This window comes from Mesorhizobium sp. M7A.F.Ca.MR.362.00.0.0 (genome assembly GCF_004023175.1).
In the GTDB taxonomy this organism is placed as follows: Bacteria; Pseudomonadota; Alphaproteobacteria; order Rhizobiales; family Rhizobiaceae; genus Mesorhizobium.
In genome coordinates this window covers 316-15,791 of the sequence record NZ_RZTF01000123.1, presented here as the reverse complement: position 1 = coordinate 15,791, position 15,476 = coordinate 316, and the positions used below count along the sequence as shown (strand labels likewise).

The window sequence follows — 15,476 nt, the reverse complement described above, 5'->3', positions numbered from 1 at the left end:
CCTCATCCGTCTCGGCGCTGCGCGCCGATCCACCTTCTCCCACAAGGGGAGAAGGCAGGCCTCAACTCACCCCCCTGCCTTGACCTTTTCGAACATCTTGGCGAGGTCGTCATTCTGTTTCATCGGCCCGGTGAAGATGGTGGTCTTCAGCAACACCTCGGGATCGGATGGCAGCTGCAATTTCTCAAGTTCCTCCTTCGGCACGGTGGCGAAGGCGGAGCTCAGCGAGCTGCCGTAACCATAGGCCTGGATCAGGTATTTGCCGGAGTCGGCATCCAGCCGGCTGTTGATGAAGTCATAGGCGAGGTCGACATTCTTGGCGTCCTTGAGCATGACGAAGCCGCAGGCCCAGGTCAGCATGCCCTCCTTCGGCTTCATGAACTCGACCGGCACGCCCTGCTTCTTCAGCGACGTGGCGGACGCGTTCCAGGTCATGGCGGCGACCAATTGGCCGCTGGCCAACGCCTGTTCCACCGAGGTCATGTCGGTGGTGTAGTTGGAGAGCAGCGGGCGCTGCTCGCGCAGCTTCTCGGCCACCTTGTCCATTTGCTCCGACGTCATGTCGAACGGATTGACGCCGGCGAGCAGTGCGGCAACGACCGGCGTGTCGTGCACGGCGTCGATCGTCGCCATGCGGCCGGCATACTGCTTGTCCCACAAAAGGTTCCAGCTCGCTTCCGGGTTCTTCACCAGATCGGTTCGGTAGAGGATCGAGGTGTTGCCCCAGTCCCATGGCACCATCCAGACCTTGCCGTCGCCGGCCTGCAGGTCGGGCAGGTTCTTGAACACCGGGAAGATCGAATCCCAGTTCTTGATGCGCTTGGTGTCGATCGGCTGCAGCAGGCCTTCCTTGTTCCAGCGCGCCACCTTGTCATAACAGGGATGCGCGATGTCGGGACGGAAGCCGGCCTTGACCTTGGTGAAGGCGTCATCGTCGTCACCGAAGATGGAGGCCTCGACGCCATCGGGATGCGCGGCGAGGAAGCTCTTGTTGAAATCGGGCAGTTCATAGCCCGACCAGGTGAAATATTGCAGCTTGTCGCCGGCGAAAGCGACGGTCGACGACAGCGCCAGCGCGAACGCCGTCAATCCAGCGCAAACAGTCTTTGCAGAGATCGATTTCAGGTCGAATGCCATTGCAGTTCTCCTCTCTTGGTTTGTTTTGGTTGTGATGGATCCGCGGGCTTTGGCGCCGTGGCGGACAGGCCGCGATGGCGTAGGATTTCAGCTGCTGCAGCGATGACGAAGGACACAGCCAGGATCGACGTGCCCAGCGCCATCACCGTCGGCAGCGACTTTGGAAAACGCAGCTGGCTCCAGATGTAGAGCGGCAGCGTCGGCTCGGTGCCGGCGAGGAAGAAGACAACGATGAATTCGTCGAAGGAGATCAGGAAGGCCAGCATGAAGGCCGAAATGATGGCCGGCAGGCTGAGCGGCAGCATGACCCGCCGGAACGTCGTCCAGTCGGAGGCGCCGAGATCGAGCGCCGCCTCGCGAATGGTTTTCGGGATGGCGGCGAAGCGGCTGCGCATGATCACCACGGTCGTCGGCAGCGCGACCAATATGTGGCCGAGAACGATGGCAATGCGCGATGGCCCCAGACCAATGAGGTTGATGAGGATCAGCAGCGATATGCCGACGATGACGCCGGGGATCAGGATCGGCAGCCGGGCGATGGCGCTGATGGTGGCGGCCAGCGGCGAGCGGCCATAGAGGTCCATGTAGGATACGGTGATGCCGCACAGCGTCGCGCCCGTGGCGGCAATGGCGCCGATGACGAGGCTGTTCAAGAGTGCACCAGTCAGCGCCGAATTGCCGAACAGTGTCGCGTACCATTGCAAGGTGAAGCCTTGCAGTGGAAACGCTGCCTGGATCGAGTTGTTGAAGGAAAACAGCGGGATCAGCAGCACCGGCAGATAGAGAAAGACCAGATAGGCGACGACGTAGACGCCGAGCCAGCGGCCGCCTCCCTGCGTGCGTGCAGCGCTCATGTGCGGCTGCCAAATCTGCGGTCGGCGAAACGCGCGACCAGCACCACGCACAGGATGACCAGCATGACGGCGACGGAGAGTGCGGCGCCGAACGGCCAGTCATTGGCCTTGCCGAATTGCGCCTGGATCAGCGTGCCGATCATGGTGCTGGCCGGGCCGCCGACGAGCGCCGGCGTGACATAGTCACCGACCGTCGGCACGAAGACGACAAGGGCTGCCGCCAGCACGCCCGGCATCGAATTGGGCAGCACGACACGGCGGAAAGAGGTGAATGGCCGCGCGCCGAGATCGGAAGCGGCCTCGATCAGCGATTTCGGGATGGTGTCCAGCGCCACATAGATCGGCAGGATGGCGAACGGTGCATAGGCGTGCGCGAGCGTGACGACAACGGCGGCCGGCGTGTTGAGAAAGGCCAATGTCGGCTCGGACCAGATCCCGCTTTCGATCAGCGCCGAGTTCAAAACGCCGTTGTAGGCGAGCACGATCTTCCAGGCGAAGACGCGCAGGAGATAGCTGGTCCAGAACGGCAGCGTCACCAGGAACAGCAGCAGGCCGCGCCGCCGACCGGCGTGGAAGGCAAGGTAGTAGGCGACGGGATAGGCGGTGACGACGGTCGCCAGCGTGACCAGAGCGGCAATGATCAGCGAGCGCAGCGTCACCGTCCAGTATAGCGGATCGGAGACCACGGTGACAAAATTCGCCACGGTGAAGCCGGCGCCGAGCAGCGAACCGTCATTGCCGCGGAAGGCGAGGAAAAGCACGAGGCCGAGGGCAAACAGGATCAGCAGGAAGGTGACCAGAGCGCCCGGCAGCAGCATGGCGACCCGGAAGCCCTGAGAAGACCGGGCCTCTGGCGCTGATGCTGCAACTAGGGTCGACATCGACCTGCCTATCGGAATTTGAAATTAGCTTAGAGTTTTTCATATTCATGAAACTGTCAAGCGGAATCCCGAACGGAACCCCATTGACAGGAATTGCTTTGGTCAGCGCTCCAACGCATCGAGCAGCCGGTACCAGGCGATGGTCGCGGCGACGCCGACCTGGCGGAAGGCGTGAAACGGGATCGGTCGGATCGGCGAGACCGGGAAGGGCAATTGCCTGACATCGCCACTCTGGAGATAGCCGGCGATGCGCTCGCCAAGAGCGGTCATCAGGCCGACACCACGACCCTGGCAGCCGACCACGGCCAGCAGGCCCTGCTCCGGCTCGTGGATGTGCGGCAGATGGTCCGGCGTCATCGCCACGCGGCCGAACCAGCGCTTCTCGATGGCGACGCCGGACAGCATGGGATAGAGCCGCCGCAGCGCCCGCTCGAGATGTGCCCAGTCGCTGGCGCTCGTCGGCAGCGCCATGCGACCCCGTCCGCCAAGCACCAGCCGTCCGTCGGCGCTCTTGCGGTAGTAGACGAGGATGCGCCTGGAGTCCGACACCGCCTGCCCTTCCGGCAGGATCGTGGCCGCCAGGTTGGGCGGCAACGGCGCTGTAGCGATCTGGAAAGAATGCAGCGGCACGATCGTCTGGGCGAGACCGGGGATCAGACCGTCCGTATAGGCGTTGGTCGCCAGAACGACCGCCTTTGCCTGCAATTCCAGGCCATTTCCGGTCAAAATACGCCAAACACCGGCGGCATTGGTGAGCCGCACGACCTTTTCGCCCCCGGCTATCCTCACTCCAGCCGCGGCCGCGACACGGGCGAGTTCCGACGTATAGGCAAGCGGATCGATGACACCGGCGCGGCGGTCGAGCCAGCCGCCGAGATAGCCCTGTGCACCGGTCCTGGCCGCGATCTCCGCTGCGTTCAGCAACTGGACATCCGCGCCCCGTGCCCGCCATTGCCGGTCACGGTTTACCGCCGACTTCAGTGCGGCCTCGGTGTGCGCAGCCTGGATCCAGCCATTGCGAACGAACGGCACCGCCAGTTTCTCGTCGCGGATCAACTCGAACACCGCATCGGCGGTCGACGCCGCGAAATTGACGAGCGCCTCGCCGCGCTCCGGGCCAAAATGCTCCAGCAGCCATTCCGGATCGTATTTCAGGCCGGGAATGACCTGACCGCCATTCAAACCTGATGCGCCCTGGCCGATCTCGCCGGCGTCCAGCACCTGCACCGACAGGCCAAGCCGGGCGGCATGCAAGGCGGTCGACAAGCCCATGATGCCACCGCCAACGATGGCGAGATCGACACGTTCGCCATTGGGAAGCGATTGAAACGTGGAAGCTGTATGTGGCTTGCGCCAGATCGGATCGGAGAATGCTGTCGCCAAGGATCACCTGAATGCGCTGCGATTGGTGAAAATCCTAATCAGGATTTCACAATTTTGAAAGAGCCCTGGCTTTCGTCTGTGGACTGCCGCCGAGACGATCGGAGACCCAGAGTCCCGATCGCCCGCGACGGGATAGACCTTTGAGGGGAATCCGGTGAAAGTGCCGCGCCGATCCGGCCAGCCCACATTGACGATCACTTCGCCACATTGTCGATCACTCAGAGGACAGAGCGCTATGACGAACCCGACCCACCTGCCCACAGAGGGCCTTTTTGTCGGACGCGCCAGAAGCAGCGATGCCGCATACCCGCTGGTCGTCACGGTGCGCGATGGCACGGTCTTCGACATAACCTCGCGTGCGGCACCAACCATGCGCGATCTTTGCGAGATGGCCGACCCCGCTGGGCATGTCCGCTCGGCCAAGGGCAGACCGATCGGATCGCTCGATGACATCGCCGCCAACAGTTTTGAGACCGGGCGCGATCCAGCAAAACCCTACCTGCTCTCACCGGTCGACCTGCAGGCGGTCAAGGCATCGGGCGTCACCTTCGTCGTCAGCCTGCTGGAACGGGTGATCGAGGAACAGGCGCGTGGTTCGGCTGAAAAAGCCGATGCCATCCGCGCCGACATCGCAGGACTGATCGGCCACGACCTGTCGAAGCTGAAGCCCGGTTCGCCCGAAGCGATGGAGATCAAGGCCAAGCTGATTTCGCGCGGCGCCTGGTCGCAATATCTGGAAGTGGGCATCGGCCCCGATGCCGAGATCTTCACCAAGTGCCAGCCGATGGCCTCGGTGGGCTTCGGCGCCGATGTCGGGCTGCACCCGGTGTCGACCTGGAATAATCCGGAACCCGAGATCGCCATGATCGCCGCCTCCAGCGGCCGGATCGTCGGCGCGACCATCGGCAACGACGTCAATCTGCGCGACGTCGAAGGGCGTTCGGCGCTGCTGCTCGGCAAGGCCAAGGACAACAATGCCTCGGCCTCACTCGGCCCCTTCATCCGCCTGTTCGACGACAAATTCTCCATCGATGACGTCAAGCGCGCCGTCGTGCGCCTGAAAGTCGAGGGCGAGGACGGGTTCTCGCTGGAGGGCGCAAGCTCGATGGCGGAGATCAGCCGCTCGCCGGAGGAACTGGTCGCCGCGGCCATGGGGCCGCACCACCAGTATCCGGACGGGCTGGCGCTCTATCTCGGCACCATGTTCGTTCCGTCCAAGGATCGCGGCGAGAAGGGCAAGGGATTTACCCACAAGGTCGGCGACATCGTCACCATCTCGTCGGAAAAATTCGGCGCGCTGGTCAACCGCGTGCAGCTGTCGCCGGACTGCCCGCACTGGACCTATGGCGCCAGCCATCTGATGCGGGAGCTGGCCAGAGCCGATCTGATCTAGCAACTGGTGTCGTCGACGCCCTGCCAAGCGCTGCGGACCTGGTCCCGTGGGCGTAGGATGGTCGCCGGCGTGACCCTTGTCGGCGCAGGCCGCGTTCGCGCGACCCGAAGCAATCACGCCAATTATCAGACAGTCGGAAAATCACCTCAACTGATGCAATCTGATGGGACCGCTGATGACGCCCCGTCAGGCGCCCACTACACCTGCAGATGGAGGCTTGGCAGATGGAGGCTTGCCATCCGTCGAAAAAGGGGATGCTCTGACGCCTTCAACCGGCGCTGGCAAAAAGACGCGGAACAAGGGACGGATTTTGAACTGACTATCTACAAACGGGAGGAAATCAAATGCTGACACGGCTAAGACTCGTTCTATACGGCCTGTTGGTGGCGCTGATGGTGGTACCAGCAGCGGCACAGGCCAAGACGTTCTACTGGATTTCGCACGGCGGTCCGGCCGATCCGGTCTGGACCTACTTCCTGGCCGGCGCCAAGCAGTGGGCCAAGGACACCGGCAACACGGTCAACACCTCGTTCCACAATGGCGATGTCGCCTCCCAGCAGGAAGCGGTTCGCGCCGCCCTCTCCGCCAAGGCCGACGGTATCGTCACGACGAGCCCCGATCCGGGCAGCCTGATCGAGATCGTCAAGGAAGCGCGTGCGGCGAAAGTGCCGATCATCAATTTCAACACGCCTGATCCGAAAGCCGACTTCAACGCCTATGTCGGCGGCGACAATGTCACCTTCGGCAAGCATTGGGCGCAGTATCTGGTCGACAAAGGCCTGGTGAAGAAAGGCGACTTCGTCTGGATGCCGGTCGAAATCCCCGGCGCCACCTATGGCGTGCAGGAAGAAGAAGGCATCAAGAGCGTCTTCGAGCCGCTCGGCATCACCTATGAAATCACGGAAGCCACGCTTGATCAGGCTGAAGTGATCAACCGCATGGTCGACTACCTCACGGCCAACAAGGCCAAGGTGAAGGCGATCATCGGCCTGGGCGATCTCGTCACCGGCTCGATCAAGCGGGTGTTCGACCAGGTCGGCATCAAGCCGGGCGAAATCCCGGTCGTCGGCTGGGGCAATTCGCTCGACACCACCCAGGAAGTGCTGAACGGCTATGTCAATGCCGGCCAGTGGCAGGACCCGCAGGCGACCAGCTATGTCGCGCTTTCGCTGGCCAATATGGCCGCCGGCGGCATTCCTCCGGGCTTCAACGTCATCACCGGCGCGCTCTACGAAAAAGACACCGCGCAAATCTACGATGACATCCTGTCCGGCAAGTAACATCCAATCCTAGCAGTCGCGGCCGCCCAACGGTCGCGACTGGCTCTCCATTTCGCCGAGCCCTTCGCACGCGATGTGCAACGCTCAGCCTTCCACTCATGTCGCGGATTGCCTGTGGAAAATCATTCGCTCGTCCAACGCCTGATCGCACGGCCGGAATTCGGCCCTTTCGTGCTGCTCGTCGTCGAGATCGCCGTTTTCTGGAGTTTCAACCACGACTTCCTGTCGCCGCAGAACATCTCCAACACGCTGGCCTTCACGGTCGAGCTCGGCCTGATCGCGCTGGCGATGACGCTGTTGATGACGTCGGGCGAGTTCGACCTCTCGGTCGGTTCCCTGTTCGGCTTCTCGCCGGTCTTGATGTGGACCCTGTTCAACAGCGGCCTGACCTCCCTTGAGGTCGGCTTTGTCGCCGCGCTGCTGGTCGCCGCCTTCATCGGGCTGGTCAATGGCTGGTTCGTGACGCAGCTCAAGATCCCGTCCTTCCTGGTGACGCTCGGCATGCTGCTGGTGGTGCGCGGCACCGCTCTTTTCGTCACCGATGGTTTTCCGCAGCGCACCTGGACCGCGGAAGGCAGCTGGCTGGCGGAAGTGCTGGTCGGCGATTTCTTCATCGGCCCGTTCCGCATCTACATGTCGCTGTTCTGGTTCATCGCCGCGGCGATCGGGCTCGGCTATGTGCTGACGCAAAGCCGCACCGGCAACTGGATCCAGGCGGCCGGCGGCAACCCGAGTGCTGCAAGGGCGCGCGGCGTCAATGTCAGCGGCGTCAAGATCGGCCTGTTCGTGCTGTCGTCGGTCATGGCCTCGCTTGCCGGCGTCATCTCTTCGCTGCGCACTTCCGCCGCCAACCCCAACAGCGGTACCGGCTATGAGTTGGAAGTCATCGCCATGGTGGTGATCGGCGGAACCGCGCTGACCGGCGGGCGCGGCACGATCATCGGCACCGTGCTCGGCATCCTGATCCTGCGCGTGATGCGCAACGGCATCGTGCTGATCGGCGTGCCCGGCCTTGCCTACAACATCTTCATCGGCGCTATCATCCTTGGCATGATGGCGCTGCATTCATGGCTGGAACGCCGGCACCAGGCGGGGACTTGAACCATGGCCGAGCCACTGATCCGCATGACGAGCATCCGCAAGTCCTATGGCCGCGTGCAGGCGCTGGAGGATGCCAATTTCCATGTCAATGAACGGGAGATCGTCGGCTTGCTCGGCGACAACGGCGCCGGCAAGTCGACGCTGATCAAGGTGCTCTCGGGTGCCGTTCCGCTGACCAGCGGCGATATCTTCATCCGCGGCAAGAAGGTGAGCCTGCGCAGCACCAGCGACGCCATCGCCCACGGCATCGAGACGATCTACCAGGACTCGGCGCTGGTGACGCAACTGTCGATCGCCCGCAATCTGTTCCTCGGGCGCGAGCCGATCAAGCCGCCGCGCTTCCTCAACCGGATGGACCAGGATGCGATGAACACGGTTGCTCGCGACTTGCTCAAGCAGGTCGGCATCTCGAAGAACATCCCGCCGACGACGCCGATCGGCTCGCTCTCCGGCGGCGAGCGCCAGGCGGTGGCGATCGCGCGCGCCATGCATTTCGACAGCGACCTGATCATTCTCGACGAGCCGACCAACAATCTCGGCGTCGCCGAAACACAGGGTGTGCTGAGCTTCGTGCGCAGCGCCCGCGATTCCGGCCATTCCTGCATTTTCATCGCCCACAACATCCACCATGTCTTCCAGGTGGTCGACCGCATCGTCGTCATGCGCCGCGGCAAGGTGGTTGCTGACGACATAGACCCCAAGAAGACCAGCGTGGCGGAGGTCGAACGGATCATCACCGGCATGTCGGACAAGGAGATCCGCGATGCCATCGCCGATGGCAAGCCATCGCACTGAGAATGGTGATGGGCGTCGATCACCCGTCACCTCAGATCGCATCGCTTGTCTGACGCGCCATCGCATGGCGAACAGGATTGCAGCATGAAAGCCACAGTTTCGGATACCGCACGCAACTGCGGGCTGTGGGTTACGGCATGAAAGCCACTGTCTCCGATATCGCTCGTAGCTGCGGGCTATCGACCGCAACGGTCGACCGGGTGCTCAACAACCGGCCGGGTGCGAGTGCGGCCAACCGCCAGCGCGTCATGGAGGCGGCCAAGCAGCTCGGCTATCTGCCGGTCGCCGATCAGGTAACGCTGCCCTCGCGGCCCGCCCACCTTGAATTCCTGCTGCCGATCGGCAGCAATGCCTTCATGCGCGATCTCGCGGGGCATATCGAGGACTACGCCGCGCGCCTGCCGCTTGTCGCCTCGTGCCGGATCCACAACCTCGCCGGTATCTCGCCGAACGCGCTGCAGAGCGCTGTCGAAAACCTTTCGCTCAGGGCCAATGGCGTCGGCGTGATCGCCGTCGATCATCCGCGTACGCGCAACATCCTGCGCGACATCGTCGATGCCGGCATGCGCCTGGTGACGCTGGTGTCCGATGTTCCGGCGGCACCGCGCGCGGCCTATGTCGGCATCGACAACCGGGTGGCGGGACGAACGGCGGCGCTGCTGATGGGACGCTTCCTTGGCGGCCGCACCGGCCATCTGGCGATGGTCGTCGGCTCACGTTCCTATCGTGGCCACGAGGAACGCGAGATGGGTTTCCGCTCGGTGCTCAGTGAGGAGTTTCCCAATCTGACCGTCAGCAGCGCCGTCGAGGTCAACGACGAGCCCGATGCCAGCTACACCGAGACCATGAAGGCGCTGCACGACGAGCCGGAACTGCTTGGCATCTATTGCGTCGGAGCTGGACATTCGGGCGTTGCAAAGGCGATCCGCGAGGCCAGGCCGAACCGCAAGCCGGTGTTCATCTGCCACGATCTGACCAAGGACACGCGCGGTCATCTCGTCGACGACCTGCTCGATGTCGTCATCGACCAGAATGCCAGGCTGATCGCGGAACAGTCGGTCATTCGCCTGCTCGGCTCGATTGCCTCCTCGGCACCCTATCTGACGCGCAAGTTCATCGAACCGCGCTTGATCTTCAGGGAAAACGTCCCGGTGCAGTAATGCGAAATGGCTTGGCTAAACGGGTTTCCGGATTTGTACGATAATTGGCACGGCAAATCTGCACAGCAGCTATGCAAGTTTCTTTGTTGCCGAATCGTTGGGCAACTCGTAGGTTCTGGTTGTCGGCCATCTACTCCTCCCAGATGCGATGCCGACGCTGAATGGGGTGCACCTCCTCCCGCGCCACATTCGAAAATCGAGCCCGCTGCCACCTCCTCCCGGCAGCGGGCTTTTTTCGTTTGGCCGACAGGGATGGCGGCACAGCGACACCAAAGCGCGCCCAGTCATCACGCGATGAATGGCGCACATGGATAGGCGACAGGTCACCTCAACCGGCGGCGGCGCCCCTGAAAGAAACGATCAATCCTTCAGCCATGCGCACGAACTGCGTGCTCGGACCTTCCGACCCCACGGTCTGCACGCTAACCCGCGCGCCCTCGAGCAGAAGCGACAGCGTATCGGCGAGCAGTTCAGCCTGGCCGATGCCCGCATCCCGACATAGCGTCACAAGGCGCTCGCGCTGGGCTTCCTTGAGCTCCTTGATCACCAGCCTGGCCGGATGGTCCGGCTCGGTCAGCTCAGCGGCGGCGTTGGCCATGTCGCAGCCGCGCCCATCCGCATTGAGCATGGCAGCCGCCTTGCGAACCCAGGCATGCAGTTGGGCAAGCTTGTCACCAGGAAATTCGGCCTCGAACGCATCCCACATAGCGCCCGCCTTGGCCGCATTGGCGCGCAGGCATTCGACGATCAGTTCGTCCTTGGATTCGAAGTGACGATAGAGCGTCATCTTGTTCGTGCCGGCAGCTTCGGTGATGGCGTCGACGCCGACACCCTTGATGCCATGCTTGTGGAACATGTCGCGTGCCGTCTCCAGGATCCGATCCCGGGGACGAGAGCGCTCCACGATGCCGTCTGTCATCATGATCTCCTTTCGTTTCCAAAAAACCCTCGGCCACCTCTTGACTAGGGTGTTACCGGTCTGTAACTTCCAGAATGTTACTTACTGGTAACACCTATATCGTCCACCGTCAATAACAAGGCCGTGAACTGGCCCTGCCGACGAGAGGGACAAGAAACTGCCAATCATGCGGCCTCGGCCGGTGAAAAGATGAAAACGGTTCGCGAGCACGTGCTGCGAATCGACAGACAAGGAGCCGGCCAATGCCACAGCGCCGCGATCTTACCATAGATGAAGCCGTCCGGGATCCGATGATCCGGCTGGTCATGAGAGCCGATGGCGTCGACCCGCGCGCCTTCGAGACGATGCTGCGCTCGCTTGCCGATGCGCAGCGCAACGAGGTGCCGTTGCTGCATTCGCGGGACGACCTCGGTGACAAGCGCGGTCAAAGACTGTCCAGCGTCGCCAGCGCCTTCGGGCGGGCAAGAGCAGCCGGGGAGGCTTGCGTCTCGTGGTAAACTTTTTCATCCACCGTCCGATCTTCGCCTCGGCGATCGCCATCATCATGGTGCTCGCCGGGTCGATTTGTTATTTCCTGCTGCCCGTCTCGCAGTTTCCCGACATCACACCGCCGCAGGTCGTGGTCAGCGCCCACTATCCAGGCGCCAGCGCGCAAGTGGTGGCCGATACGGTGACAACGCCGCTTGAGCAGCAGATCAACGGCGTGCAGGGGATGACCTACATGTCGTCGACGAGCTCCAATGACGGCTCCTCGACCATCACCATCACCTTCGATGTCGGCTATTCGCTGAGCACCGCCGCCGTCGACGTGCAGAACCGCGTCTCGCAGGCCGCCTCGTCGCTGCCGGCGATCGTCAACCAGGGCGGCGTGACGATCAAGAAGCAAAACCCGAACTTCGTCCTCATCGTCAACCTGACTTCGCCCGACAGTTCGGTCGATCCGGTGGCGCTGAGCAACCTTGCCTATCTGCAGGTGGTCGATCCGCTGAAGCGCCTGCCCGGCGTCGGCGATGTGCAGATCTTCGGCGAGCGGCGCTATTCGATGCGCGTCTGGCTTGATCCCGACAAGCTTGCCAATCTCGGCATCACCGCGGTCGATGTGCAGAACGCCATCGCCGAGCAGAACGTCCAGGTGGCGGCCGGCAAGATCGGCCAATCGCCGGCACCCGCCGGCACCGCCTTCGAGATGCAGGTCAACGCCGTCGGCCGGTTGAGCGATCCAAAGGAATTCGGCGACATCGTCGTGCGCGCCAACACCGACACCGGCTCGCTGGTCAGGCTGCGCGACGTCGCCCGCATCGAGCTCGGCGCACTGCAATATTCGTCGTCGGCCTTCTTCGGCAAGGACCCGACCGTGGTGCTCGCCGTCTACCAGATGCCCGGCTCCAACGCGCTCGATCTGCAGCAGCGCGTCAAGGACAAGATGCAGGAGCTGTCGGGCCGCTTCCCGAAGGGCGTGTCCTATGCAATGCACTACGACACGACGCGCTTCGTCTCGGCGTCGATGCATGACGTGCTGATCACGCTCGGCGAAGCGCTGGTGCTGGTCGTCGCCGTGGTGTTCCTCTTCCTGCAAAGCTGGCGCACGACGATCATCCCGACCATCGCCATTCCGGTGTCGCTGGTGGCGACGCTGGTCGTCATGGAGATGCTCGGCTTCTCGCTCAACATGCTCTCCCTGCTCGGCATGGTGCTGGCGATCGGCCTCGTCGTCGACGACGCCATCGTCGTGGTTGAGAATGTCGAACGACAGCTGGAGGCCGGGCTCAAGCCGCTTGCGGCGACCAAGGCCGCCATGCGCGAGGTCACCGGACCGATCATCGCCACCACCGCGGTGCTGATGGCGGTGTTCGTGCCGGTCGCCTTCATTCCCGGCGTCTCCGGCAAGCTCTACAACCAGTTCGCGCTGACGGTGGCGATTTCCGTCGGCATCTCGGCCTTCAACTCGCTGACGCTCAGTCCCGCGCTCAGCGCGGCCTTCCTGCGGCATCGCGGCGAGACGCAGTTCGCCCCGTTCCGCTGGTTCAACACCGGCTTCGACAGGCTATCGCACGCCTACGCCAATGGCGTGCGCATCCTCATCCGCTTGCGCTGGATCATGCTCGGCCTGTTCGCGGCCGGACTGGTCGCCACCTACTTCGTCTGGCAGCGCCTGCCCTCGACCTTCCTTCCGGTCGAGGACCAGGGCTATTTCTTCGTCGTCATCCAGTTGCCCGACGGCGCGTCGCTGGAACGCACCGACGCGGTGGCGCAGAAGGCGCGCGACATCCTGCAGGCGACGCCCGGCGTCGAGATCGTCGGCTCGATCAGCGGCCTGAACTTCCTGACCAGTGCCGCGCAGTCGAACTCGGCGGTCGAATTCGCCATCCTGAAGCCCTGGGAGGAGCGCGGCCCCGACCAGAGCGCGTCGAAGCTCGTCGCCGATGTCCGTGGCAAGCTGATGCAGATTCCGGAAGCTTTCGCGCTGAGCTTCGATCCGCCTTCTATCCCGGGTATCGGCACCACAGGCGGCTTCGAATTCGTCGTCGAGGATCTGACCGGCCGCGGCAGTTCAGCCCTCAACGATGCGACGCAAGCCGTGATCGCCGAGGCGCGCAAGCAGCCCGAAATCAACCCGCAGCAGCTGTTCTCGCCATTCTCGACCTCGACGCCGCAGTTCAACTACGACCTCGACCGCAGCAAGGCCAAACTGCTCGGCCTCAATCTGCCCGATGTCTTCAACACGCTGCAAATCTATCTCGGCTCGCTCTACGTCAACGACTTCAACCTGTTCGGCCGCACCTTCCGGGTGACCATCCAGGCCGACAAGGATGCACGTGCGGGTGCCGCCGACATTTCGCGGCTCTATGTGCGCAATGCCTCCGGCGGCATGGTGCCGCTCTCGACGCTGGGCAAACTCGTGCCCTTCGTCGGCCCGGAGACCGTGCCGCATTACAACAACAATGCCTCGGCCTCGATCAATGGCGGTGCCGCACCCGGCTTTTCCTCGGGCCAGGCGGTTGCCGCGATGGAACGGGCCGCCGCCATTGCGCTGCCAAGGGATTTCGGTTTCGAATGGACCGGCATCACCTTCCAGGAGCTCAAGGCAGGATCGATCGCGTCCGTCGTCTTCGGCCTCGCCATCGTCTTCGTCTTCCTGATCCTGGCGATGCAGTATGAGAGCTGGGCGATGCCGTTCATGGTGCTGTTGGCGGTGCCACTGGCCCTGTTCGGCGCCTTCGTGGCCCTGTTGCTGCGTGGCATGCAGATCGACGTCTACTCGCAGATAGGCTTCGTCATGCTGATCGGCCTGGCGGCCAAGAACGCGATCCTGATCGTCGAGTTCGCAAGGCGACGGCGCGAAGAAGGCCTCAGCATCGTCGACGCGGCGATGGAGGCGGCACGGCTCAGGCTGCGGCCGATCCTGATGACGGCCTTCGCCTTCATCCTCGGCGTGCTGCCGCTGATGTTTGCGACCGGCGCCGGTGCGGCAAGCCGGCAGTCGATCGGCACCACCGTGTTCGGCGGCATGGTCGCGGCGACCATCCTGTCGCTGGTGTTCGTGCCGGTGTTCTACGCGGTCATCGAGCAGCTGCGCGAACGCCGCGGCAATGACGAGCCCGCCTCTCAAGACAATGAACCAACGACTGAGCCCGCCTTGCGCCCCCTGGCGGAAGCGGCCGAATAAGATTGGAGACTGATCATGCGTAAATGGAAAATCGCGTTGGGAACGGCCGTCGCGCTGGGAGCGATCTCGGTGGCCAGCGTCCACCTGCTCGACATGGGCAACCTCAGCCTCAATGCCGGCACGGCCGCGGCGACGCCTGCTCCGGCGGCATTCGTCATGCCGGTGCCGGTGGTTAGTGTCGTCAAGAAGACGATCCCGATCTACCTGGACTATGCCGCGCGGACGGAACCGATCCGCAGCATCACCTTGCAGGCCAGGATTCCGGGCTATCTGCAGGAGCAGACCGCAGCCGACGGCGTCGACGTCCGGCAAGGCGACCTTCTCTACAAAATCTCGCCTGACGACTTCCAGGCGGCTCTCGACCAGGCCAAGGCGCAAGTGCAGCGCGATACGGCGACGCTCGACTATGCCCGCTCCAACCTCGGTCGCGGCACCGAGCTCGCCAAGAGCGGCTACCTCGCCAAGGACGGCTTCGACCAGCGCACCAGCACCTTGCGCGAGGCACAGGCGTCGCTGGCGGTCAACCAAGCGGCGGTCCGCACGGCAGAGCTCAATTTGAGCTACGCTGAAATCCGGGCGCCGTTTGCCGGGCGTCTCGGCCGCAACCAGGCTTCGGTCGGAACGCTGGTCAGCGTTGCCGGCACCGTGCTCAACACGCTGGTGCAACTCGATCCGATCTACGTCACCTTCAACCCGAGCGAGACGGATCTGGCCGAGATCGAGCAAGCCCGTGCGAACGGCCCGATCGAAGTGGAGGTGCTGCTCCCCGGCCAGACCGAGGCCAGCCAGAAGGGCGAGCTTACCTTCATCGACAATTCGGTCGACCGCTCGACCGGCACGATCACGGCGCGCGCAACGATCGGTAACGGCAAGTTCACGCTGCTGCCCGGCCAATATGTTCGTGTC

Annotated in this window: 13 protein-coding genes; 8 read left to right on the top strand and 5 right to left on the bottom strand. The window is 63.2% G+C overall.

From position 1 onward, the window contains the following. Window positions 1-66: 66 nt before the first annotated feature. From EOC06_RS16870 to EOC06_RS16855, 4 genes are all read right to left on the bottom strand, one after another. Window positions 67-1,137, bottom strand: coding sequence for an ABC transporter substrate-binding protein (locus EOC06_RS16870; protein ID WP_128308306.1), 1,071 nt, complete (start codon window positions 1,135-1,137; stop codon window positions 67-69). Further along, window positions 1,122-1,991 (bottom strand): ABC transporter permease, encoded by an 870-nt coding sequence (locus EOC06_RS16865; RefSeq protein ID WP_128308305.1) that lies wholly within the window; start codon window positions 1,989-1,991, stop codon window positions 1,122-1,124. The genes EOC06_RS16870 and EOC06_RS16865 overlap by 16 nt, the downstream gene beginning before the upstream one ends. After that, a complete protein-coding gene (locus EOC06_RS16860; protein ID WP_128308304.1) occupies window positions 1,988-2,872 on the bottom strand; it encodes an ABC transporter permease in 885 nt (294 codons plus the stop codon). Before EOC06_RS16860 ends, EOC06_RS16865 begins: the two co-directional genes overlap by 4 nt. A gap of 102 nt (window positions 2,873-2,974) precedes the next feature. Next, the gene (locus tag EOC06_RS16855) at window positions 2,975-4,255 is read right to left on the bottom strand and encodes an FAD-binding oxidoreductase (protein WP_128308303.1); all 1,281 of its coding nucleotides are present in this window, start codon (window positions 4,253-4,255) and stop codon (window positions 2,975-2,977) included. A 235-nt stretch (window positions 4,256-4,490) separates the two neighbouring features. Here EOC06_RS16855 and EOC06_RS16850 point away from each other — a divergent pair, with 235 nt between their 5' ends. The 5 genes from EOC06_RS16850 to EOC06_RS16830 all read left to right on the top strand — a co-directional run bounded on the left by EOC06_RS16850 (window position 4,491) and on the right by EOC06_RS16830 (window position 9,984). Further along, complete coding sequence (locus EOC06_RS16850; RefSeq protein ID WP_128308302.1) at window positions 4,491-5,648, top strand: fumarylacetoacetate hydrolase family protein; 1,158 nt, start codon at window positions 4,491-4,493, stop codon at window positions 5,646-5,648. A gap of 344 nt (window positions 5,649-5,992) precedes the next feature. Beyond that, window positions 5,993-6,928, top strand: a complete 936-nt coding sequence (locus EOC06_RS16845) for a substrate-binding domain-containing protein (RefSeq protein WP_013532868.1) — start codon at window positions 5,993-5,995, stop codon at window positions 6,926-6,928. A 114-nt stretch (window positions 6,929-7,042) separates the two neighbouring features. Then, window positions 7,043-8,029 carry an ABC transporter permease gene (locus EOC06_RS16840; RefSeq protein ID WP_127269325.1) on the top strand — a complete coding sequence of 329 codons (987 nt, stop codon included), beginning with the start codon at window positions 7,043-7,045 and terminating at the stop codon, window positions 8,027-8,029. 3 nt (window positions 8,030-8,032) lie between these two features. Next, window positions 8,033-8,824: an ATP-binding cassette domain-containing protein gene (locus EOC06_RS16835; protein ID WP_127269326.1), complete on the top strand. Its 792-nt coding sequence runs from the start codon at window positions 8,033-8,035 to the stop codon at window positions 8,822-8,824. 137 nt (window positions 8,825-8,961) lie between these two features. Further along, window positions 8,962-9,984 carry a LacI family DNA-binding transcriptional regulator gene (locus EOC06_RS16830; protein ID WP_128308301.1) on the top strand — a complete coding sequence of 341 codons (1,023 nt, stop codon included), beginning with the start codon at window positions 8,962-8,964 and terminating at the stop codon, window positions 9,982-9,984. Between the two features lie 328 nt (window positions 9,985-10,312). Here the strand turns inward: EOC06_RS16830 and EOC06_RS16820 are convergent, their stop codons facing one another. Continuing rightward, window positions 10,313-10,903, bottom strand: a complete 591-nt coding sequence (locus EOC06_RS16820) for a TetR/AcrR family transcriptional regulator (RefSeq protein WP_127320309.1) — start codon at window positions 10,901-10,903, stop codon at window positions 10,313-10,315. 242 nt (window positions 10,904-11,145) lie between these two features. Here EOC06_RS16820 and EOC06_RS16815 point away from each other — a divergent pair, with 242 nt between their 5' ends. From EOC06_RS16815 to EOC06_RS16805, 3 genes are all read left to right on the top strand, one after another. Continuing rightward, window positions 11,146-11,400, top strand: coding sequence for a hypothetical protein (locus tag EOC06_RS16815; protein ID WP_127270242.1), 255 nt, complete (start codon window positions 11,146-11,148; stop codon window positions 11,398-11,400). After that, on the top strand, window positions 11,394-14,570 hold the full coding sequence (locus tag EOC06_RS16810; RefSeq protein WP_127270244.1) for an efflux RND transporter permease subunit: 3,177 nt from the start codon (window positions 11,394-11,396) through the stop codon (window positions 14,568-14,570). Before EOC06_RS16815 ends, EOC06_RS16810 begins: the two co-directional genes overlap by 7 nt. Window positions 14,571-14,585: 15 nt before the next feature. Continuing rightward, on the top strand, window positions 14,586-15,476 hold an 891-nt coding region (locus EOC06_RS16805; RefSeq protein ID WP_245469675.1), incomplete at its 3' end, for an efflux RND transporter periplasmic adaptor subunit.

Bases quoted from the DNA above. Each gene is read 5' to 3' on its own strand.
- EOC06_RS16820 (WP_127320309.1), bottom strand. From the start codon at position 10,903: ATGACAGACGGCATCGTGGAGCGCTCTCGTCCCCGGGATCGGATCCTG.
- EOC06_RS16835 (WP_127269326.1), top strand. From the start codon at position 8,033: ATGGCCGAGCCACTGATCCGCATGACGAGCATCCGCAAGTCCTATGGC.
- EOC06_RS16865 (WP_128308305.1), bottom strand. From the start codon at position 1,991: ATGAGCGCTGCACGCACGCAGGGAGGCGGCCGCTGGCTCGGCGTCTAC.
- EOC06_RS16870 (WP_128308306.1), bottom strand. From the start codon at position 1,137: ATGGCATTCGACCTGAAATCGATCTCTGCAAAGACTGTTTGCGCTGGA.
- EOC06_RS16815 (WP_127270242.1), top strand. From the start codon at position 11,146: ATGCCACAGCGCCGCGATCTTACCATAGATGAAGCCGTCCGGGATCCG.
- EOC06_RS16850 (WP_128308302.1), top strand. From the start codon at position 4,491: ATGACGAACCCGACCCACCTGCCCACAGAGGGCCTTTTTGTCGGACGC.
- EOC06_RS16830 (WP_128308301.1), top strand. From the start codon at position 8,962: ATGAAAGCCACTGTCTCCGATATCGCTCGTAGCTGCGGGCTATCGACC.
- EOC06_RS16860 (WP_128308304.1), bottom strand. From the start codon at position 2,872: ATGTCGACCCTAGTTGCAGCATCAGCGCCAGAGGCCCGGTCTTCTCAG.
- EOC06_RS16845 (WP_013532868.1), top strand. From the start codon at position 5,993: ATGCTGACACGGCTAAGACTCGTTCTATACGGCCTGTTGGTGGCGCTG.